Annotated in this window: 18 protein-coding genes; 1 reads left to right on the top strand and 17 read right to left on the bottom strand. The window is 72.1% G+C overall.

Annotated features, from left to right (window positions below):
* Positions 1-22: 22 nt before the first annotated feature.
* The 9 genes from AC1DPN_RS07535 to dacB form a co-directional block, all read right to left on the bottom strand.
* Positions 23-511: a DUF3180 domain-containing protein gene (locus AC1DPN_RS07535; RefSeq protein WP_477084116.1), complete on the bottom strand. Its 489-nt coding sequence runs from the start codon at positions 509-511 to the stop codon at positions 23-25.
* Positions 511-2,073 carry a 2-amino-4-hydroxy-6-hydroxymethyldihydropteridine diphosphokinase gene (gene folK, locus AC1DPN_RS07530; RefSeq protein ID WP_477084115.1) on the bottom strand — a complete coding sequence of 521 codons (1,563 nt, stop codon included), beginning with the start codon at positions 2,071-2,073 and terminating at the stop codon, positions 511-513. Before folK ends, AC1DPN_RS07535 begins: the two co-directional genes overlap by 1 nt.
* Complete coding sequence (gene folP / locus AC1DPN_RS07525; protein ID WP_477084585.1) at positions 2,070-2,990, bottom strand: dihydropteroate synthase; 921 nt, start codon at positions 2,988-2,990, stop codon at positions 2,070-2,072. Before folP ends, folK begins: the two co-directional genes overlap by 4 nt.
* Positions 2,991-3,044: 54 nt before the next feature.
* Positions 3,045-3,647 carry a GTP cyclohydrolase I FolE gene (gene folE / locus AC1DPN_RS07520; RefSeq protein WP_477084584.1) on the bottom strand — a complete coding sequence of 201 codons (603 nt, stop codon included), beginning with the start codon at positions 3,645-3,647 and terminating at the stop codon, positions 3,045-3,047.
* Between the two features lie 11 nt (positions 3,648-3,658).
* The gene (gene ftsH / locus AC1DPN_RS07515; protein WP_477084114.1) at positions 3,659-5,689 is read right to left on the bottom strand and encodes an ATP-dependent zinc metalloprotease FtsH; all 2,031 of its coding nucleotides are present in this window, start codon (positions 5,687-5,689) and stop codon (positions 3,659-3,661) included.
* 151 nt (positions 5,690-5,840) lie between these two features.
* Complete coding sequence (gene hpt, locus AC1DPN_RS07510) at positions 5,841-6,395, bottom strand: hypoxanthine phosphoribosyltransferase (RefSeq protein ID WP_477084113.1); 555 nt, start codon at positions 6,393-6,395, stop codon at positions 5,841-5,843.
* A 74-nt stretch (positions 6,396-6,469) separates the two neighbouring features.
* Positions 6,470-7,441 carry a tRNA lysidine(34) synthetase TilS gene (gene tilS / locus AC1DPN_RS07505; protein WP_477084112.1) on the bottom strand — a complete coding sequence of 324 codons (972 nt, stop codon included), beginning with the start codon at positions 7,439-7,441 and terminating at the stop codon, positions 6,470-6,472.
* On the bottom strand, positions 7,438-8,505 hold the full coding sequence (locus AC1DPN_RS07500) for a zinc-dependent metalloprotease (RefSeq protein ID WP_477084111.1): 1,068 nt from the start codon (positions 8,503-8,505) through the stop codon (positions 7,438-7,440). Before AC1DPN_RS07500 ends, tilS begins: the two co-directional genes overlap by 4 nt.
* Before the next feature lie 75 nt (positions 8,506-8,580).
* Positions 8,581-9,993: a D-alanyl-D-alanine carboxypeptidase/D-alanyl-D-alanine endopeptidase gene (gene dacB, locus AC1DPN_RS07495; RefSeq protein ID WP_477084110.1), complete on the bottom strand. Its 1,413-nt coding sequence runs from the start codon at positions 9,991-9,993 to the stop codon at positions 8,581-8,583.
* A 154-nt stretch (positions 9,994-10,147) separates the two neighbouring features.
* Between dacB and AC1DPN_RS07490 the strand changes: the two genes are divergently transcribed.
* Entirely contained in the window at positions 10,148-10,645 is a 498-nt protein-coding gene (locus tag AC1DPN_RS07490; RefSeq protein WP_477084109.1) for an inorganic diphosphatase, read from the top strand.
* A gap of 34 nt (positions 10,646-10,679) precedes the next feature.
* Here the strand turns inward: AC1DPN_RS07490 and AC1DPN_RS07485 are convergent, their stop codons facing one another.
* The 8 genes from AC1DPN_RS07485 to AC1DPN_RS07450 all read right to left on the bottom strand — a co-directional run bounded on the left by AC1DPN_RS07485 (position 10,680) and on the right by AC1DPN_RS07450 (position 21,694).
* Positions 10,680-11,492 (bottom strand): class I SAM-dependent methyltransferase, encoded by an 813-nt coding sequence (locus tag AC1DPN_RS07485; RefSeq protein WP_477084108.1) that lies wholly within the window; start codon positions 11,490-11,492, stop codon positions 10,680-10,682.
* A gap of 170 nt (positions 11,493-11,662) precedes the next feature.
* Entirely contained in the window at positions 11,663-13,102 is a 1,440-nt protein-coding gene (locus AC1DPN_RS07480) for a C40 family peptidase (RefSeq protein WP_477084107.1), read from the bottom strand.
* A 228-nt stretch (positions 13,103-13,330) separates the two neighbouring features.
* Positions 13,331-14,119 carry a phosphate ABC transporter ATP-binding protein gene (locus tag AC1DPN_RS07475; RefSeq protein ID WP_477084583.1) on the bottom strand — a complete coding sequence of 263 codons (789 nt, stop codon included), beginning with the start codon at positions 14,117-14,119 and terminating at the stop codon, positions 13,331-13,333.
* Positions 14,120-14,307: 188 nt separating this feature from the next.
* Positions 14,308-15,828, bottom strand: a complete 1,521-nt coding sequence (locus AC1DPN_RS07470) for a hypothetical protein (protein WP_477084106.1) — start codon at positions 15,826-15,828, stop codon at positions 14,308-14,310.
* 82 nt (positions 15,829-15,910) lie between these two features.
* Positions 15,911-17,326 carry an Ig-like domain repeat protein gene (locus AC1DPN_RS07465; protein ID WP_477084105.1) on the bottom strand — a complete coding sequence of 472 codons (1,416 nt, stop codon included), beginning with the start codon at positions 17,324-17,326 and terminating at the stop codon, positions 15,911-15,913.
* Between the two features lie 139 nt (positions 17,327-17,465).
* A complete protein-coding gene (locus AC1DPN_RS07460; protein WP_477084104.1) occupies positions 17,466-18,605 on the bottom strand; it encodes a COG1361 family protein in 1,140 nt (379 codons plus the stop codon).
* 219 nt (positions 18,606-18,824) lie between these two features.
* The gene (locus AC1DPN_RS07455; protein ID WP_477084103.1) at positions 18,825-20,558 is read right to left on the bottom strand and encodes an Ig-like domain repeat protein; all 1,734 of its coding nucleotides are present in this window, start codon (positions 20,556-20,558) and stop codon (positions 18,825-18,827) included.
* 107 nt (positions 20,559-20,665) lie between these two features.
* Positions 20,666-21,694 (bottom strand): substrate-binding domain-containing protein, encoded by a 1,029-nt coding sequence (locus AC1DPN_RS07450; protein ID WP_477084102.1) that lies wholly within the window; start codon positions 21,692-21,694, stop codon positions 20,666-20,668.
* Positions 21,695-21,756: the final 62 nt, after the last annotated feature.

The following is a 21,756-nucleotide window of genomic DNA, read 5'->3' as shown; positions in this document are numbered from 1 at the left end:
GCAGGGCTCGTTAGCGGGGCCGTCACGGAGTGGTCGGGTCCGGTGCCGCACGCTCGCGGGACGCGGCGTCCGCCTCCGGCGGCGGGATCCGGCAGAACCGCTCGACGACCAGGCCGACGACCGCGAGCACGGCACCGCCGATCATCGCGACCGCCGCAGACAGGGTCCGTCCGCCGTTGCCCGGCTCGTCCGTCCCGGTGAGCAGCGCCAGCACGTGCCCGCCGTACCAGCCCGCGAGCAGCGCGCCCGTGTAGCAGGACGCCTTGGCGAGCACGACCGTGCGGGCCGCGCGCAGCGCCTCGAGGTTGGGCCGCTTGCCGTGCAGGTACTGGCGCACCTGCCACCCGAGCACGAAGACGACGGCCGCGATGCCGAGCTCGACGATGACGACGAGCCACGGCACGTTCGGTGGCAGCGCACCGCGGGATGCCATGGTGCGAAGGACGATCCAGGTGCCGACCGCGACGCCCGCGGCCACGAGCAGCAACGTCTGCCAGCGCGTGCTGTGCATCACGTCTGTGGTGCCTCCCAGCGATCGGTCGCACGCTCGTCGGAGCCGTCGTCGTCCGTCGAGCCGTCCGCACCCGGTGCGGCAGGCGCGGGCGACGACAGCCAGTCGAGCGCGAGCCAGCGGATCCCCTCACGGTCGGGAGCGGTGGCCGCCAGCGCGGCGACCGGACCGCCGCCGAGCCCGGGGAGCACCGCCTCGGGGTCCACCTGCGCCCAGGGCTCCAGGACGAACGCGCGCTCGTGCGCCCGCGGGTGCGGCAGCTCGAGATCGTCGGTGACCGCCAGCACCGAGCCGTACACGATGATGTCGATGTCGAGCGTGCGCGGTCCCCAGCGTTCCTCGCGCACGCGTCCGTTCTCGTTCTCGATGCGCTGTGTCACGCGCAGGAGCTCGCGGGGCGACAGCATGGTGCGCGCCAGCACGATCGCGTTGAGGTAGTCGGGCTGCTGGTCCGGTCCACCGACGGCCGTCGTCCGCGCCAGCGGCGACACCTGGACGACCTCGAGGCCGGTCGTGTGCGACAGCACGTCGACCGCGGCACGCAGCGTCTCCTTCGCCGCGCCGAGGTTGGCGCCGAGCGCCAGCACGACGTCGACGACGGCGGGCGGCGTGACGTCCAACGAGTCGAGCACGATCTCTCCGACGACCGCGTCGGAGCTGGTCTCGACCAGCCCGGTCCCGGCGGTCGGTGTGGCCGGAGCAGCCCCCGCCGCAGCGACGCCGGCCGTGCTGGCCGTCACGGCGACCGGCTCGGACGGTCCGTCGGGTCCGTCGCTCGACAGCTCACCGGGCGCCGGCGGGACCGTCGAGGGCGGGCCCTGCACGATCTCCGACCAGGGGATCGTCGGCGGCACGGCCGGGGGTGCCGCGACGGTCGCCGCCACGACCGCGGGCGGGACGACGACCGGAGGGACCGTGGGCGGGGCGACGACGCGCGGCGGGATGACCGGCGGCTGGACGACGGGTGGTGCGACGACGACCGGCGGGACGTCGGCAGGCGGGGGCGCGGACGCCGCGGCGACACCTGCGACGAGCGGCGCACCGGGCGCCGGGGTCACGGGGAACGACGCCGTCGAGGTCGGCGTGGAGCGGACGGGCGCGGGCAGCTCGGACCCGCTGCGCGGCAGGTACGGCTCGGCCGCGGGCAGCTTGGAGCGGTCCCGGTGGATGCGCACGACGACGTCGCCGAACGGCACCTCGATCGGCGCCTGCGGCTTGTGCACGCTCACGTCGACCGCCTGCACGATCGCGTGGGCCAGCACCGTCGCGGCGATGCGCTCGGCGACGGTCTCGATGAGGTCCACGGGGTCCCCGGAGAGCACCGCCGAGACCTGCTGCGCGAGCTCGCCGTAGTGCAGGGTGTGCGCGAGGTCGTCCCGCGCGGCGGCCCGTCGGGTGTCCAGGTGCACGATGACGTCCGCGATGAACGTCTGGCCCTCGCGACGCTCGAAGTCGAAGACGCCGTGGTAGCCGACCGCGGTGATGCCCGTGAGCCGGATCTGGTCCAGCTGGCGGCCCGCGCCGTCCAGCACGCCACCCTCCCACTGCTCGGCGGTGGTCATCGCGTGCTCCCTCCAGCTCGTGCGTCCTCGTCGACAGCCAGCTCGTCCTCGTCGATCCCGTCCACCCCTGCCGCAGGCACGGCGCCGACGGCCCCGGCCCGCCACGCGGCGGCCACCCGCACGGCATCGGCCGAGCCTGCCACCTCGTGCACGCGTACGCACCAAGCCCCCGCTGCTGCGGCCAGCGCGGACACCGCCGCCGTGGCGCCGTCGCGCGCGAGAGGGGGCGCCGGCTCACCGTCCGGCCGCGCGAGGAGGTGGCCCAGGAAGCGCTTGCGGCTCGCACCCACCAGCACCGGGAACCCGTCGGCGACCAGCTCCGGCAGACGGGCCAGGAGCGGCCAGTTGCTCGCTCCCGCCTTGGCGAACCCGAGGCCTGGGTCGAGCACGATCTGGTCGTCGCGCACCCCCGCGGCACGCAGCCCGGCCACGCGGGCGGCCAGCTCGCGTCGGACGTCGGCGACGACGTCGTCGTAGTCGTCGAGGTCGTCCATGACGTCCGCGTGCCCGCGCCAGTGCATCGCGACGTACGCCGCGCCCGTGTCGGCGACCACGCCGTACATGTCGTCGTCCGCGAGGCCGCCCGAGACGTCGTTGACCAGACGGGCACCGCGCGCGACGGCTTCGCGTGCGACCACGGCGCGGGTCGTGTCGACGCTCACCACCGCTCCGTGCGCTACGAGCCCGTCGATCACCGGCAGCACGCGGTCGAGCTCGTCCTGGACGGGGACGCGGCGAGCTCCGGGACGGGTGGACTCACCGCCGACGTCGAGCAGGTCCGCGCCCTGCGCGAGCAGCTCCAGCCCGTGCGCGACGGCGGCCGAGGGCGTGAACCAGCGGCCCCCGTCGGAGAAGGAGTCCGGCGTGACGTTGACGACGCCCATCACCAGCGTCCGGCCGGCGTCGGGAAGACCCATCACGCTGCCGAGCCTAGGCGTGTCGCTCATGGCGCGGTGCCGACGTCGACGAGGTCAGCGGCCGAGGACGAGGCTCATGGCCTCGGCCCGCGTCGCGACGTCACGCATCTGGCCGCGGACCGCGGACGTCACGGTGCGCGAGCCCGGCTTGCGCACGCCGCGCATCGACATGCACAGGTGCTCGCACTCGACGACGACGAGCACGCCGCGCGGCTCGAGCTCGGCGACCAGGGCATCGGCGATCTGCGAGGTCAGGCGTTCCTGCACCTGGGGGCGTCGCGCGAACACGTCGACCAGACGCGCGAGCTTGCTCAGACCGGTGATGCGGCCGTCGGCACCTGGGATGTAGCCCACGTGCGCGACGCCGTGGAACGGCACCAGGTGGTGCTCACAGGTCGAGTACACCTCGATGTCCTTGACCAGGACCATCTCGTCGTGGCCGAGGTCGAAGGTCGTCGTCAGGACGTCTGCCGGCTCCTGGAAGAGGCCCGCGAAGATCTCCTTGTACGAGCGGGCCACGCGGGCCGGCGTCTCGCGCAGGCCTTCGCGGTCCGGGTCCTCACCGACAGCGAGGAGCAGCTCACGGATGGCCGCCTCGACACGGTCCTGGTCGTACTCCCCGACGGCAGTGCCCTTGTGCGACGTCGCGGGTCCGATGGCGCTCACCCTCAGCTCGCGTCCGGCGTCTGCCCCGGGGGCAGCTGCACGACGTGCTCGCCCGGGAACCCGAACGCCTCGGCGGCCTCGTCCTCGGGGATGATCGGCTTGCCGTTGCGCGCGGCCAGCTCGGCGGGCGTCATGACGGGCGGACGGTCGGAGACCGCGCGCTGGTCGCTCGACAGCCAGACCTGACGCGGCGGGCGCTTGGTGATCGGCTCGAAGATCGTGGCGAGCTGCTCCTGGTTGAGCGTCTCCTTGTCGAGCAGCTCGAGCACCAGGGCGTCCAGCACGTCGCGGTACTCGACCAGGATCTCCCACGCCTCGTCGTGCGCCCGCTCGATCAGCGCACGCACCTCGAGGTCGATCGACGCGGCGACGTCCTCCGAGTAGTCCCGCCCGTGGCCCATGTCGCGGCCCATGAAGACCTCGCCGGAGGCCTGGCCGAGCTGGATCGCGCCGAGCCGGGCGCTCATGCCGAACTGCGTGACCATCTTGCGGGCCGTGGACGACGCCTTCTCGATGTCGTTGCTGGCGCCCGTCGTCGGGTCGTGGAAGACGAGCTCCTCGGCGACGCGACCGCCCATCGCGTAGGACAGCGTGTCCAGCAGCTCGTTGCGGGTGGTCGAGTACTTGTCCTCGGTCGGCATGACCATCGTGTACCCGAGGGCGCGACCACGCGGCAGGATCGTCACCTTGGTGACGGGGTCCGTGTACCGCAGGGCCGCCGCCACCAGGGCGTGACCGCCCTCGTGGTACGCGGTGATCTTGATCTCCTTGGGGTTCATCACCCGGGTGCGCTTCTGCGGGCCCGCGATCACGCGGTCGATGGCCTCGTCGAGCATGAAGTCGTCGATGATCTGCTTGCCCGTGCGGGCGGTGAGCAGCGCGGCCTCGTTCAGGACGTTGGCCAGGTCGGCACCGGTGAAGCCGGGCGTGCGGCGCGCGACGACGTTGAGGTCGACGTGGGGCGCCATCGGCTTGCCCTGCGAGTGCACCTGCAGGATCCGCTCGCGGCCCTTGAGGTCGGGCGGGTCCACGGCGACCTGACGGTCGAACCGGCCCGGACGCAGGAGTGCGGGGTCGAGGATGTCGGGGCGGTTGGTCGCCGCGATGAGGATGACGTTCGCGTTGGCGTCGAAGCCGTCCATCTCGACGAGCATCTGGTTGAGCGTCTGCTCGCGCTCGTCGTGACCGCCGCCCATGCCCGCACCACGGTGCCGACCGACCGCGTCGATCTCGTCGATGAAGATGATCGCCGGGGCGTTCTCCTTGGCCTGGTTGAACAGGTCACGCACACGGCTCGCGCCGACGCCGACGAACATCTCGACGAAGTCCGAGCCGGAGATCGCGTAGAACGGCACACCCGCCTCGCCGGCCACGGCGCGCGCGAGCAGGGTCTTGCCGGTCCCGGGCGGCCCATACAGGAGCACGCCCTTGGGGATCTTGGCGCCGACCGCCTGGAACTTCGCGGGCTCGGCGAGGAACTCCTTGATCTCCTGCAGCTCCTCGACCGCCTCGTCGACACCGGCGACGTCGGAGAACGTGACCTGCGGGGACTCCTTGCTCACCAGCTTCGCCCGTGACTTGCCGAAGCTCATGACGCGCGAGCCGCCGCCCTGCATCTGCGAGCTCAGGAAGAAGAACAGCCCGATGATGATGATCAGCGGGATGAGGAACGTCAGGACGCTGATCCACCACGGGCTCTGCGGCACCTCGGACGTGTAGCCGTCCTTCGGGTCGGCCTGCGCGATCGCGTCCACCACGGACTCGCCCTGGGGGACGACGTAGTTGAACTGGACGAGCTTGCCGTAGTTCTTGTCGTCCTTGGTGAAGTCCTCGGCCAGCGTCAGGTTGACCCGCTGGACGCCCTCGGTGATCTTCGCCTGCTCGACCTTGCCGTCGGCGATGAGGGCCATGCCGTCGGACGTGTCGATGCTGCTGACCTTGGGCTGGTTGATGGAGCTGAAGCCGAACACCGCGAGGACGACCGCAAGGGAGATCCACAGAATGAGGCTACGAGAAAGACGCTTGACGTTCATGGGCGATCGGGGCTGAGCCCCTCATCCTCCGCTCGCGGGTCTGGTTGCTCGAAGTTACCCGATGATCCCCGGCATGCCCGCAGGTGTTCACCGAGGGCGCACACGAGACGCCGACGGGGCCGGACCGGTCGAAGCCGTGTCGCCCCGCTGCTCAGGCCCCGTAGACCCGCGGCGCGAGCGTGCCGACGAAGGGCAGGTTGCGGTACCGCTCGGCATAGTCGAGGCCGTAGCCGACGACGAACTCGTTCGGGATGTTGAAGCCCACGTAGCGCACGTCGACGTCGACCTTGGACGCCTCGGGCTTGCGCAGCATGGTCGCGACCTCGACCGACGCCGGTCCCCGCGAGCGCAGGTTGGACAGCAGCCAGGACAGGGTCAGGCCCGAGTCGATGATGTCCTCGACGATCAGGACGTGCCGGCCCGTCAGGTCCGCGTCGAGGTCCTTGAGGATGCGGACCACACCCGAGGACTTGGTGCCCGACCCGTACGAGGAGACCGCCATCCAGTCCATCTGGACCGGGGAGTGCAGACGCCGCGCGAGGTCCGCCATGACCATCACGGCGCCCTTCAGGACGCCCACGAGGAGCAGGTCCTTGCCGGCGTAGTCGGCGTCGACCTGTGCCGCGATCTCGTCGAGCCGACCGTGCAGCTGCTCCTCGGTGAGGAGCACCCGCTCGAGGTCGTCGCCCATGTCCGCCGGGTCCACCGAAGTCGCTCCTCGTCGTCGCACTGGCTGTCTCGAGCTGTGTGTCGAACGTGCTCGTCCTGCCGGCCTGCTGGCTACTGGTGGGGTTCCACCGCGCCGAGGGCAAGCCTGCCATACGCCCGGCGTGCGGCGACGCCGCCCGGGAGCGAGACCGGGCCCTGCCCGTGCCAGTCGACGACCAGCGCGTCGACGGCCAGGACGTGGGCTCGGCTCAGGGCGCCCGCCGGGCAGCCCGCCTTGATCAGCGCCGTGCGGAGGGCCCGTCGACGGATCGCGTCCGGCGCCTGCTCCAGGACGTCGATCTCCAGCCCGGCGGCATAGTCCAGGAGCTCGTCCGCGAGCGCCTCCAGCACGTCGGCGTCCTCGCGCAGCTGGTCGGCCGTCCGCGCGAGGGCCTCGGCGACGCCCGGGCCGAGGACGCGTTCGAGGGTCGGGAGCACGTCGGAGCGGACCACGGCGCGCAGCGGCGCGGCGGCGTGGGCGCCGTCGTTCGTCGGGTCGTGCCAGGGAGCCAGTCCCAGGGCCGCGCACGCGTCGAGCGTGTCCGACCGGCGCAGCCCGAGCAGCGGTCGGCGGAAGCGTCCACGGACCGCAGGCATGCCCGCGAGCGCCCGGGCACCCGAGCCGCGGGCGAGGCCGAGCAGGACCGTCTCGGCCTGGTCGTCGAGCGTGTGGCCCAGCAGGATCGCGGTCGCGTCCTGCGCGTCGAGCGCCGCGTACCGCGCGGAACGGGCGGCCGCCTCGGGTCCGCCGTGTCCGTCCACCGCCACGCGGACCACCCGGACCGGGTCGAGCCCGAGGTCCCGGCACGCGCGGGCGGCCTCGTGGGCGACCTGCGAGGAGCCCTCCTGGAGCCCGTGGTCGACGACGACCGCCCCCACCTGCCACCCGCGCTTGCGCCCGACGAACGCGGCGCCCGCCGCGAGCGCTAGCGAATCGGGACCGCCGGAGCACGCGACCAGGACGGTCTCCCCCGGTCCGACGTCGTCGAGGCACCTGGCGACCGCCGAACGCACCGCTGCGACCGCGGGCGCCGGACCGCTCATCCGTGGACCCGGCGCACCCATGCCCGCGGGTCCGCGATCTCCTGCGGCAGCGGCAGGTTCTCGGGGCTCGCGAGGACCGCGTTGAACCCGTCGGTGCCGACCGAGCGGCGCACCGCCCGGACGAACTTCGCGCCGTCCCGGTACTGGGCGAGCTTGGCGTCCAGGCCGAGCACGCGACGCAGCACCTGGTCGAGCCCCCTGCTCTTGCCTGCCTGGTCGCGTCGCGCCTCGAATGCCTTGCGGATGGCCTTGACCGTCGGGACGACGGACGGACCGACCTCGTCCATCGTCACGTCCGCGTGGCCCTCGAGCACGGACATGACAGCGCCGACCTCCTCGAACACGGTCCGCTGCTGCGGCGTGAGCGCGTCGAGGATGCCCCCACCCTCGCCGTCTCCGGTGATGGCGCGCGAGACCGAGCTCAGCAGGTCTGCCCGCCCGCCCTCGTCGCTCAGGTCCGACAGGAGCTGCGCGGCCCGCGTGCGCAGGTGGTCCGCGAGCCACGGCGCCGCAGCGAACTGCATCGCGTGGGTCTGCTCGTGCAGTGCGACCCAGAGCCGGAAGTCTGACGCGTCGACCTTGAGCTTGCGCTCGTGGTGCAGCACGTTGGGCGCGACGAGCAGCAGGCGGCCCGTGTGGCCGTCCTGCGGGGTGAACGGGTCGAACTGGCCGAGCACCTTGCTGGACAGCAGCGCCAGCACGCCCCCGACCTGCAGAGCGCCTACGGCCCGCGTGCCCTGGCTCGCGTTCAGCTCGACGCCGTCGGTCATCACCGCGAACATCTCGGCGTTGGCCCGCGACCAGTGCGGCCGGTCGACGACGAGCACCCGGGAGACCACCGACGGGTCCGCGCCGTCGGCGGCGGTCAGGCGCGTGATGCGGGCGACGTGCGCCGCCGCCCGGCCCGCCGCGTCGCGCAGCTCGTCGACGAGGCCCTCCAGCTGCCCGCGCTCGGCCTTCGGACCCGGCTTCGCGAGCCGGCCGGCGATCGCCGCGGCGCGCTGCCAGTCGACCAGGCCGCGGCGCGGGTCGGTGCGCAGGTCGACGTCCTCGGAGAGCTCCACGCGTTCACGGTAACCGTCGCCGTCTCGCCCGCATCGACCGTTCTGCCGTCGGCGCAACGGGCGGTCGCGCTCGGGTCAGCGGCAGCCGCAGGCGGCGAGCTTCGAGACGAAGCCGTCGATCGCCGCGCGCGGACCCCACTGCCCGCCGTCGGGCGTGGCGTCGGCGAGGACCGCGAAGACCAGCTGGCGCGACTCCACGTCGAGGACCGTGCCCGACAGCGACGTGACGTGCGGGAGGCTGCCGGTCTTGGCCCGGACCATCCCGCGTGCGTCCGACTGCGTGTACCGGTCCGCGAGCGTTCCGGTCAGGCCGCCGATCGGCATGCCCGTCGCGACGTCACGCAGCTCGGGGTTCTCCGGGTCGGTCGACAGACGCACCAGGCCGGTCAGCAGGCTCGGCGCCAGCACCGACCCGGCGCCCAGCCCGGACGCGTCGACCAGGTGCGCGCCGGACGTGTCGACGCCCGCGACGTCGACCGCGTGCAGCACCGCCTTGGCACCCCCGTCGAAGCTCGCCGGCAGGCCCTGGTCGATCGCGACGAGCCGGGACACGACCTCGGTGATCGTGTTGTCCGACGTGTCGAGGAAGTGGTGGACGATCTTGTCCAGCGTCGCCGACTCCACCCTGGCGATCTCGCGGCCCGGGTCGGGCGCGTCCGTCCGGAACGGCGACCCGGTGACGGTGATGCCGTTCTCCGCGAGCCGGGTCACGAACGTCTTGGCGGCGGCGATCGACGGGTCCGAGTAGCGCGGCGGGTACTCGCCGGGCTTGATCTTGGCGGTGTCCACGGCGAGCGCGGTGACAGGTGCGACGTATCCCGCGGCGACATCGGGCGGGTCCCACGCCGGGCTGAGCCGCGGCCCCGTGAACAGGAAGTCGTCGACACCGAGCTCGACGGTCGTGGTGCCCTCGAGCTTCAGCGCCTTCGCGGTCTGCGCGGCGAGCTCGGCCAAACCGGCGTGCCCCTCCGTCGCGGCCGGGTCGCCGGCGTCCGCGGCGAGCATCATGTCGCCGCCGCCGACGAGCACGATGCGACTGCCCTCGCCCTTGACGACCGTCGTCGGCAGCGTCATGTCCGGGTCGAGCGTGCTGAGGCTGGCGATCGCCGTGACGAGCTTGGCCGTCGAGGCGGGCGTCTGGCCGGCGTCGGGAAGGTGGCTGGCCAACGTCTCCCCGGTGAGCTGGTCCTGCACCAGGACGCCGACGCTCGGACCCAGGCGGGGATCGGCGACGAGGCCGTCGACGAGCGCCTGCAGCTGCGTGCTGCCCGGCATCGGGACCTGGGCGTCGAGCTCGGTCAGCGCAGGCGCGAGCGCGACCGGCTCGACCGCGCCCGGGGCCGTCGGGAACGGGTTCGGCGGTGCGGGTTCCTCGGTGAGCGTGACCAGCCCGGGGACCAGGTCGTACGCGTCGGCTGTGCCGTACGCGCCCGCGGCGAGCACGACGACGAGGATGCTGCTGCCCAGCACCCGTCCCGCTGTGGTCATCGTCACCCTGCCCCGCTCGTTACCAGCCGTTCGGTGCGTCAGACTACTGTCCGAGACGAAGGCGCCCCTGACACCCGGCGCGCCGCACGACGAGTGTCGCTGCGACCGCCGGTACCGGAACCCCGGGCGCGGACGCGGGGCGAAGGAGAGTGCTGTGGAGTTCGACGTCACGATCGAGATTCCGAAGGGTCAGCGGAACAAGTACGAGGTGGACCACGCGACGGGGCGTATCCGGCTCGACAGGATGCTGTTCACCTCGACGCGTTACCCCGACGACTACGGATTCATCGAGGGCACCCTCGGTGAGGACGGCGACCCGTTGGACGCCCTGGTGCTGCTCGAGGAGCCCACGTTCCCGGGCTGCCTGATCCGCTGCCGCGCGCTGGGCATGTTCCGCATGCGGGACGAGGCGGGCGGCGACGACAAGGTCCTGTGCGTCCCCACGGGTGACCAGCGCGCCGCCTGGCGCCAGGACATCGACGACGTGTCGGACTTCCACCGGCTCGAGATCCAGCACTTCTTCGAGGTGTACAAGGACCTGGAGCCCGGCAAGTCCGTCGAGGGCGCGCACTGGGTCGGCAAGGCCGAGGCCGAGGCCGAGATCGAGCTCAGCCGCCAGCGCGCGATCGACACGAACTACTACAGCCACTGACACTTCCGCAGCGTCCGCACTCGTGCCGCTTCCGTCAGCCGGTGGGGCGGGCTGCGACGGTGATCAGGTGCGGGCTCACGCCGAGCAGGCTGGGTTCCGTCTCGATCGTCCGGGCCGCGTCGAGCACGATCTCGCGACGCTCGTCGTCGTCGAACGCCGAAGCCAACGGCTTGATCCAGTGCGCCATGCCCTCGACGCCGACGGTCTCCCGCACGACGAGCCCGACCTCGGTCGCCTCCGCAGGGAGCTCGTCGGGTCGGTGGAAGTAGGCGGTCGTGAACCAGCGCGGGTCGCCGGTCGGGTTCTCGTGCACCCCGGTCGTCAGGTCTTGCGCGACGATCGCGCGGAACGCGGGGTCGAACAGGTAGGACTGCGCAAGCCCGTCGAACAGGGACGCGAACCGGCTGATCGCCATCGCGACGACGACCCCGCCGGGAGCGACCACGCGCAGCGCCTCCCGCCACGCAGCCAGCCGGTGCGCGCGGTCGGTCAGGTGGTAGAGCGGGCCCAGCAGGAGGACGGCGTCGACCGACGCGTCGGGCATCGGAAGTGTCCGGGCGTCGCCGACCGACGCCGTGAATCGCGCGTGCCGGCCCAGCCTTGCCTCGGCACGCACGACGTGTCCCGGAAGCAGGTCGACGAGGTGCACGGTGTGCCCGTCGTCGAGGAGCCACTCGGCGTGCACGCCCGTCGCGCCACCCACGTCGAGAACGCGCGCCGTGGGTGGCAGGTGGCGGCGGACGATCTCCTGCACCCGAGCCAGCTCCAGGCGTCCGAGGCCCCTGCGCAGGCGCTGGTCCTCGTCGACGTCGGTCTCGTAGTGGCCGTGGATGGGTGGCTCGTCCATCGCGGCAACCTACGGCGGCCGACCCGCGTCAGGCGACGAGATTTCCGACGACAGCCAGCAGGAAGACCGCCGGAGCGAGCGCCGCGAGGGCGACGGTGCTGCGGCCTGGTCCGTCAGGGGTGGACGGTACCGACGAGTGCGGCCCCCGCCTTGGAGTGCGGAGAGTGGGGCTACGGGCGCCCGGCGTAAGGCATCGTGCTGCCCCAGCGCATCTTGGTCAGGCGCAGGGGCACGCCGGGCCGGGCGGCCTCCATGATCTGGCCGTTGCCCGCCCAGATGGCCACGTGGTAGATCGCGTCCGGGTTGCTGGGGTTGGTCGTCCAGAAGACGAGGTCGCCGGGGCGCATGCTGTCGTAGCTGACCTTCAGGACCTGCTTGTACTGGTCGCGCGACGTCCGGTTCAGGTAGACCCCGACCGACTGGTAGGCGCGCATCGTGAGGCCCGAGCAGTCGAAGGAGCCGGGGCCGGTGGCGGCCCAGACGTAGGGCAGGCCGATCTTCGTCTGCGCCCAGGCCAGCGCTCCGGCCGCGCTCCCGGCAGAGCTCCGTGACGTCCCGGTTCCGAGCCCGTACTTCGCGGGCGGAGGAGCCGTGACCGGAGGGGTGACAGGCGGCGTCGTGACCGGGGGCGTCGTCACGGGCGGGGTCGTGACCGGCGGGGTCGTCACGGGCGGAGTCGTGACCGGCGGGGTCGTCACGGGCGGAGTCGTGACCGGCGGCGTCGTGGCGGGAGGCGTCGTCGCCGGCGGGGTGGTCGCCGGAGGAGTCGTGGCAGGCGGGCGCGTGGCCGCGGGCGGCGGCCTGAGCGCGGCTGCCTGGGCGGCGGCGTCCTCGCGCTCGCGACGCTGCTGGTCGAGGAAGTCCTGACGGGCCCGCTCGACCTCGGTGCTGGTCTGGCGCGCGGCGGCGAGCTGGCCGATCAACGTCTCGCGCTCGGCCGCGGCGGCCGCCTGGGCCTGCTCCGCGTCCTTCTGGGCCCGCTCGGCGGCAGCCAGGGCGTCCGCGGCGGCGGTCTTCGCCGCTGCAGCCTTGTCGGCGGCCGTGGTGGCCCGCTTGGCGAGCATGCCCGAGATGAGCTGGGCGGCCCGGTACCTCTGGACGACCTCGTCGGTCTTGCCGCTGATGCGCTCGAGCGAGGCGCTGCGGTCGGCGACGTCCTGGAACCCGTCCGCGGACAGCACGGCCTGCAGCAGATCTGTGGAGCCACCGGACCGCGCGGCCTCGCGGGCGATCGCGACGAGCTGCTGACGCGCGGTCTCGGCGGCGACGTCGGCATCGGCCGACGCCTTCGCAGCGTCGCGGGAGGCCTTCTGAGCGGCGTCGGCGTCGACGAGAGCCTGGGTGTAGGCCTCACCGCGCTGCTGGACCACGAGGTCGGCGGCATCGGTCTCCGCGCTCAGCTGCGCGAGGCGCACCTCCATGTCGGCGACCGAGCGGGACGCCGCGGCGACGGCACCGTGGGCGTCCTGCACGTCCTGGGCGGACGGCGGAGTCGGGTCGGTCGGGGCCGCGGTGACGTCGGAGGCCGCACCGACGAGGAGCGTGCCGACGAGCGCAGCGGTCACGAGCACCGACGGCAGTCGGCGCTGGTGTGCGGCGCGCGGGCTCACGTTCCTCCAGAAGTGCGGCCGCTAGGCGGCCAGGTTGATCGTCAACGGTGGCGACAACCCCGGTCGCCCTTGGGGACGCTACCGGCGGAAACCTCAGAAGTGAACACCTGTCACACCAGTCACACGAGTAACACGCGTGTGCTTTGGGAGGAACCGGACAGGATCTGGACCAGATCACCCGAATGCCTCTGTATCGGCATGCGGGGACACGAGCACGAGCCGACGGCGTCAGCCGAACCGACCGTTGACGTATGCCTCGGTCCGCTCGTCCTGGGGCGACTCGAACAGGGCCCGGGTGTCGCCGTGCTCGACGATCACGCCGGGCGTCCCCTGGGAGGCGAGGAAGAACGCGCACTTCTGTGAGACGCGTGCGGCCTGCTGCATGTTGTGCGTGACGATGACGATCGTCACTTCCCGCTGCAGCGACATCATCGTCTCCTCGATGACTCGAGTGGACGTCGGATCGAGCGCAGAGCACGGCTCGTCCATGAGCAGGACCCGCGGCTGCACGGCGAGTGAGCGAGCGATGCACAGGCGCTGCTGCTGGCCGCCCGAGAGCCCGCCACCCGGAGCGGTGAGCCGGTTGCGCACCTCCGACCAGAGCCCCGCCTTGGTCAGGCTGCTCTCGACGAGGTAGTCCTTCTCGCTGCGCGACGCCTTCACGCCGGTCAGCTTCAGACCGGCGACGACGTTGTCGTAGATGGACATCGCAGGGAACGGGTTGGGCTTCTGGAAGACCATGCCGATCTGCCGACGAGCATCGATGAGGCGGCGCTGCGGGTCGTAGATGTCCTGGCCGTCGAGAAGGACCCTTCCCGCCATCGCCGCGCTCGGCACCAGCTCGTGCATCCGGTTGAGGATCCGCAGGAACGTCGACTTGCCGCAGCCGGACGGCCCGATGAGTGCGGTGACCGCACCGGCGGGCATCGTCAGGGACACCGAGTCGAGAACGAGGTGGTCGCCGAACCAGGCGGAGATCTCGTGCCCCCGGAGGTCGGCGAGCCCGCGGGGCGCGATGGCCTCGGGCAGGTCTGGGGCCTTGCGTGACCCGCGGCGACGGGGCTCGCTCGTCCGAGGTGCTGCGGCGACCGGCGCGGGTGCCGCCCACTCGCTCTGGTCGACCGGTGCGAGGACGACCGTCTGGGTGGCCTGGTGAGTCGACTCGGACGCCTGCTCGAGGTCCGGCGTCTCGCTTGTCGGCCGCATCACGCGACGCCCCCGACAGCAGCAGCGGCCGTACGGGTACGCACCGAGCGCGATCGCAGCGAGAGCCCACCGGCGACTGCGGCACCGATCCCGGCCGCGATGACGAGCGCCCACTGCACCGGGGTCCAGCCGCGGGGCTTGCGCCACACCGTGTCTGGAGCAGAGGCCTGAGCGGCGGGCTCGGCCGTCGGTGCACCGGCGTTCTGGCCGCCCGTCGCAGGCTGCTCGTCAGGGTCGGCGGCGCCGGCCGAGTCGGACGGCCCAGCCGCTCCGCCGCCGTGGTAAGCGCCGCCGGACGAACCGCCCTGCGACCCGGCCGACCCCGCACCTGCGGGAGACTTCGGCACCTGCAACGTCACGGATCCCCCGCTGCTGTCGTCGGAGTGCAGGCCTGTCCCGAACCCGAACGCTGGTGCGGCAAGGACCACGGCGACGAGGAGCACGACAGCCCGGGTCGCTGTCTGGGGCGGTGTGCCGACGGGCGCGCCCTGGCGACCCGACTCAGAAACCATCTCGGCCCAGAGGCGTTCCCCCTCCTGCCTGCGCTTCCGGCGACGCCACACGACGAGCACGACGGCGCCGGCGGCGAGCAGCAGCACCAGCAGCCCTGTCCACGGCACGGCCGGGAAGTACCCGTGCGCAGTGCTGCTGGTCAGCGGCACCTCGGTCTGCGGGCCGGGCGCGGCCACCATCTCGACGTCGACCGTCGCCTTCATCAGCACGAGCGGCGCAATGCCTGGGACCTCGGTCTCGACGACAAACGACTGCCCCGGCAGCACCTCGGCCGTGTTGCTCGGCGTCACCTCGGTCCGCGCGGTGCCCAGCGGTCCGGTCACACGCACACGCGGTGTGCCGACGATCTTGACGTTCCCCGTGTTGACGAGGTCGTACTTCACCGTGGCCGTGCTCGCGCCGAACGGCACGAGGCTGCCCGACGACGACGCCGAGACGTTGCGTACCTCGAGCGCCGGCGTGAGCTCGCCGGAGACCCGGACGGACAGCCGAACGGCGACCCGCGAGTCGATGACCACTCCGTCGTTCCCGGCGGCGACGGTCGCGAGCGACACGACGATCCCCCCGGAATGGTCGCCCGGGCTCGCGTCGGCCGGTGCCACCACGTCGAAGCCGACGACCGCGGTGCCGAGGGCGGGCACGGTGACCGTCGGGGCGGCCATCGTCACCCAGGTCCCCACGTCGGTGGACGGGGTCGCCGCGGTCAGCACGTCGTACCCGCCGTCCGCGGTGTTGAAGGCGTCCGCCGCGTAGACCTTGAACGTCTGCTCCGCTGTAGAGGCGTTCGCCACGAGCACCTGGTCGTGCACGGTCGCGCCAGGGTCGAGCTGAAGGTCGAGGCGGGTCCTGGTGTCCGCGCCACCGTCCGCCGTGGTCGGCGTCACCGACCAGGCGGCCGTGCCGTCCTCGGCCGAGGCCGTCCCAGCGAGGGGCCCGAACACGAGCGCGACGAGCGCGACGAGCAGCGGGACCACGGCACGCGTGCCAGGTCGGGTGGCCAGGAACATGTACTACTCCTCAGAGCGCGGGTGGTTCGGACGGCAGCAGGTGGTGGGACGCGAACCCTCGCGCCCCACCACCTGCCGGTGTTCAGTTGCTGACGAGCGTCACGGTGATCGTCGAGGTGTAGGAGCCCTCGGCGGTCGCGGCAGGGATCGCCAGGTTGAGCGCTGCCGCCAGGGACGTCGCCCCACGACCGTTCGCCGTGGTCTGCGCGAGCGTCTTGCTCGCCCCGAGACCCGTGCTTGCCGCGTCGTCGAGCGCCGAGGTCACCGAGGACCCCGCCTGGACCGACAGCGGACCTGCCGCGTCCTTGGTGATGCTCGGAGCACCCGGCGTCCAGCCGAGGTACTTGGCGTTCAGCGTGCCGTTCGCGCCCGTGAAGTCGGAGGCCTGGACGTTGACCTTCCAGCCGGCGAGCAGACCGTCACGCCGGGTGTCGGTCACCGTGATGCCTGCGAGCTGCGCCGTGGCGGTGATGCGGGTGTTGCCCTGGTCGCGCTGACCCGACAGGGCGACGGGCGCCGTCGGGACTGCGAACGTGAGCGCGCCGTCCACGACCGGGCCGGCCGGCACCGTCAGGGTGACCGTGATCTGACCGTCCGGGCCGACGACGACCGTGTAGGTCTTCGAGCCGGACGACGGTCCGAAGGCCGCGGGATCGGTGGGCACGAACGACGCGGTGTAGGTGTGGTCGCCGGCGGTGGGCGCGTTGACGGTGAACGTGGCCGCTCCCCCGCTCACCGAGCTGCTGCCGAGCGACGTCGCGCCCTCGGTGAAGTTGACCTGGCCGGCCGCCGCCGGAGTGACGTTGGCGGTGAGGACGAGGTTGGCGCCGACGGCTGCCGCGGTGAGGTCGGTCGTGGTCGCGGTCACTGTCGAGCCACCACCGTCCCAGCCGCCGGGTCGCGACGGGAGTGCGGCCTTCGGGATCGAGTAGGTCATCGCCGTCGTGGGCGTCGCCGCCGTGACGTGCACGGTCAGCGGCGTGGTGAAGCTGCCGAGCGGAGCTCCGGTCGAGTTCTGGCAGACGACGATGTACGGCAGGGTGGCCGTTCCGCCCTGAGCCGACGCGTACGCCCGGATCTGCGGCTTGTTCATCCGGTCGGCCAGGTCGATCGCGTTCGAGTGGTAGAAGCGACCCGACGCGTCCACGTCGGCGGACGGGGCTGCCACGGCCACGGCGTCCCAGTCGATCGCCGGACCAGGTCCCGGGATGTGCACGTACGGCTGGATCTGGATCGTGCCGGCCGGGCAGTTGGCCGACAGGGCCAGCGTGCCCCACGGACGGGCGATCGCATCCGGCTGCAGGGAGCCATCGACCTGGTTCGCCGCGCTCAGCGTCGGGTCGAGCAGGCCGGTCGACGGCGCATCGAACCACAGGATGTCGCCGGGGAGGGTCGGGCCGAAGTCGGCGGCGGACGCCGACGTCGCCATCGCGACACCGCCGACCCCGGCGAGCAGTGCGCCGACGACGCCTGCCGCCAGCACCTTCGTGAGCTTCATCGAGGATCCTTCGTCTCAGGGCCGGCGCGGTCGCGCACGGTCTCGGGCCGAGCGTGCTCGGCGGAGGTGAACGGGCGACCCCCTGAAGGCGACCGAGGGACGACCGGCGCTCAGCGCGCCAACGCGGATCGAGCTGTCGTCAGCGCACCGAGGCTGGATCGAGAGCGGGCGCGGCCGGGGCCACCTGCGACGTGCCGCCACGCTGCGCACGGCGCGAACCGGGAGTCGGTGGGACTGTGCGGCGCCGACGCCGACGACTGCGCACGACCCTCCAGGTCATCAGGAGGACGAGCAGGAGGATGAGCGCGACGAGCAGCCAGGGCCAGGCCCAGGTCGACGTGCTTGCGCTGACGGAGCCGATGCCGGGATCGGTGCCGCCCGGCGAGGCCTCCGCGACCGCCGTGACCGTCGTCGTCAGCCGCACGAGGGGCCAGACCTCGGGAACCGTGACGGACTGCTCGACCTTGCCGCCAGGCAGGAGCTCGTCGACACGCGTGCCGTCCGCGCCGCGCAGGAGCAGGCCGAACGGGCCGGCGACCCGGACCGTCGGTGACACCTTCATCCGCACGTTGCCCGTGTTCTCCAGCGTGTACGCGACGTTCACGGCTCCGGCCGACACGAGCCCGCCGGACTCGAACGTGGCACCAAGGTCCCTGATGACGAGCCCAGGCGCCAGTTCCCCGTCGACCGTGATGTACAGGCGTGCGGCGACGCGCTGCTCGAGGTCGAGAGCAGGGCTGCCGGCGCCGGCCTCGCCCTTGGCGGTCAGCGCTGCGACGACCGCCGCGACGTGGTCTCCCGGCTCGGCGTTGTTCGGGACCGTCACGGTGAACGGGACGATCACGAAGCCGAGGCCCGTCTCTGCCGTCTGCGGCGGTGCCTGCACGTGGCTGACGTCCGAGCTCACCCAGGAGCCTGCGCTCGTCGGCGCGACCGCCCGGGCGGGAACCTCGAGCCCACCCTCGGCGCCGGGCGTCACGTCGCTCGCGTAGACGTCGAGCTCGAGCGCGTGGTCCGCCTGGTTGAGCACGGCGATGTGGTCGCTGATCACGGAACCCGGAGCGACCGTGTACGCGAGGTAGGGCCGCTGGTCCGGCTTCTCGGGGCCGGCGGGTGCGACGCCGAACGTCACGAGCTCGTTCGAGCTCGTCGTCGACCCGTCGGGCGCCCCCGGCGTCGGTGCCGGCTCGTCGGCCGCCGTCGCGGGCAGCGCGAGCGTGGTCAGCAGCACGGCCACGGCGAACACGCCGGACAGCAGCCGGTGGGCGGAGTGCAGCATCAGTGGGATTCCCGAGTGTTGACGGCGGGGCGGCCAGGAAGCGGCACGCCCTCGGGAACACTCGCGCATCGGCTCGTGCGCCGACAACGCACCACGGGCGAACGCGCGGTGAACCGCAGACCGCCGCAGGACGCACGAAAGGGCGGGGTGCCTGGGCACCCCGCCCTCCCCCGTCCCGACCTCTGCGAAGCCGAGGTCGGACGGTGCCTGATCAGGTGATCAGATGGCGGTGAACGTCACCGTCGCCGAGTACGTACCCTGCTGCACCGACGAGGGGACCTCGTCGATACCGAACGTCCCGTCGAGCATGACCGAGCCACTCTTCGGGCCGCCGAGGCCGCCCGTGTACGTGGCGAAGGTCTTCGCCACGCCGAGGCCGTCCGTCGGAAGGACGGTCGGGAGGCTGGGCGCCGGGTTCTGCGTGGGCACCACGTCGGCGGCCTGGAGGGCGTTGCCGACGACCTGGTGCGCGGCGACGTTCCACAGACCGGCGTACTGGCCACCGAACGAGGTGGCACCGTTGGTGAACGGACCGGAGACGACCTTGGCGGTGAAGCCCGTCGTCGCGGCACGCGTGTCGGTGATGACGATGTTCTCGAACGGCGCGGAGGCCGAGAACGTCGAGTCCGTGGTGTCCAGCGCGGCCGGGCCGAGGTGGAGCGTGGTCGCCGGGATCAGCGGGGTGGTGCCCGTGGCCGGGATCTCGGGGTGGTACGGCGTGGTGATGGTGATCGCACCGATCGGGATCACGACGTCGACCGACTGCGGGTCAACTGCACCCTGGAGCTCGTAGGTCGCCGTCACCGTGTTGGACGTCGAGTTGTTGTACGGCGCGATGCCGACGAACTGGGCGGTCAGCGACGCTGCACCGGCGCCGAGCGAGTTCGTGGAGAAGGTCCCGACGACACCGTTGACGCAGGGCACGGAGCCCAGGAACGCCGCACCGTTGTAGAAGGACACGACGCCGTTCGGCAGGCCGACCGCGGAGGTGACCGTCGTGGTGAGGGCCACCGACTGGTAGGCGGCACCCGAGGTGGGCGAGGCCGAGAGCGTCGTCGTAGTGGGACGCGCGGCCACGGGCGTGACCTCGACGTTCACCGGAGCCGACGTGGAGCCGTCGTAGCTGCCGTTGCCGGCGTACACGGCGGTGATCGCGTTGGTCGCACCGACCGGGATGGCCGACGTCGACAGGGTGGCGATGCCGCCCGCACCGGTGGACGCGGTGCCGAGCGAGGTGGCGCCGGCGAAGAACTCGACCGAGCCGGACGCCGCGGCGGGCGAGACGGTCGCGGTCAGGGCGACGGGGGAACCGGACTCGACCGTGGAGGGCAGGGCCGAGACCGTCGTGGTGCTGGCGATCTTGGGCAGTGCCGCCATCGGGATGGAGTAGGTCATCGCCGTCGTGGGCGTCGCCGCCGTGACGGTGACCGTCAGCGGCGTGGTGAAGCTGCCGAGCGGAGCGCCCGTCGAGTTCTGGCAGACGACGATGTACGGCAGGGTGGCGGTGCCGCCCTGAGCCGTGGCGTACGCCCGGATCTGCGGCTTGTTCATGCGGTCGGCCAGATCGAGCGTGCTCGAGTGGTAGAAGCGACCCGACGCGTCCACTGCGCTGGAGGGGGCGGCCATGGCCACGGCGTCCCAGTCGATCGACGGGCCGGGCGCGGGGATGTGCACGTACGGCTGGATCTGGACCGTCCCGGCCGGGCAGTTGGCCGAGAGGGCCAGCGTCGCCCAGGGGCGGGCGGTCGCGTCCGGCTGCAAGGAGCCGTTGACCTGGGCCCCGGCCAGAGCCGGGTCACCCAGACCGGTCGACCCGGCGCTGAACCAGTAGATGCTGCCCGGGAGGGTCGGGCCGAAGTCGGCGGCAGAGGCCGAGGTGGCCATGGCGACGGCGCCGGCACCACCGATCAGGGCAGCGGCGAGCGCGCCGGCCACTATCTTCTTCATACGCATGGCAAAGGTGTCCTTTCGGGACAGGGAAGAGCTGGAGTGGTTGTTCCTCTGGATTGCCGTGCTCGTGCTGCCGGCGCGCGTCGTGGTGCGCCGGCAGCACACCTCCATCAGGAGAGCGTGAAGTTCGTCACCGCGGCGGTGCCGGCGACGCCGCACATGCCACCGTCGATCTCCGGTGCCAGCTGCTGGAAGCCGGCCTTGGCGATGAGCGCCTTGCCGCCGCCGGAGCAGATGAACCCGTCCGGGCCGAAGATGTTCGCGAACCAGGCGGTGCCCAGGTCGGCGTTCCGGACCACGTTGTAGAGCGCACGCTGGAAGCTGTAGGAACCGGCACCGGTGACGAGTGCGACCGAGGGCTCCGACGCCGCACGGCCGGTGGAGAAGGGCGCGACCGCGTTGGGGTTGCTGGCGATCGGGCTGGCGTCGTGCTCCTGAACGGTGACGACGCTCGGGGCCAGGACGACGGGGACGCCACCGTTGAGGCTCGTGAGCTGGCCGTAGAAGGTGGTGTACGTGCCCGAGTTCGACTGCGGGATCTGCGGCACGATCACGCCGCTCTTGCCCTGCGCGATGCCGGCCGGGAGCTGGTTCCAGTTGGTGTAGACGCCCTTGTAGATGTTGACCATGTCCGCGCCGGTGATGATGGTCGGAGCGTTGGTGCCCGCCGCGCTCACGGCCAGCTTGATCCCGTCCACCGCGAAAGCGACCTGACGAAGGTTGCCCGCGATCTCGGCCGCGTTCAGCGTGCTCGACGCCCGCGCGAAGTTGACGTTGACGTTGTTGGTGCCCGCGTACAGCAGGTTCTTGCCGGCTCCGGACCCGTTCGGGCGGTTGATCGGGGCGGTGCCCGTCTTCACCGTGATCTGGGTGACGACACCCGCGGCCACGCCGTCGAGCTGGGCGTCGTAGGAGACGAGGCGTGAGTTGGACGCCGCGTTGAAACCGGGCCGGGGCGAGGCACCGACGAGTGCACCATCGGCCAGGAAGTTCATCGCGTACTGCGTCGTGTCGGACCCGACACCGACGATGTCGCGCCCCTGGGCGCTCGGGTCAGCGGAGGCGGAGGTAGCCGAGGCCACACCCAGTGCTCCGACAAGAACGGTGGCCACCAGGGCCGAGATCGTCGAACGCTTCACTGGAGAAGCACCCTTCGTGAGATCGACTGTTCGAGCCGGCGACGCCGGCCCGTGGACAAACC

The sequence above is a fragment of the Cellulomonas sp. P4_H4 genome (genome assembly GCF_056400865.1).
This window is presented reverse-complemented; position numbering and strand designations above follow the sequence as displayed.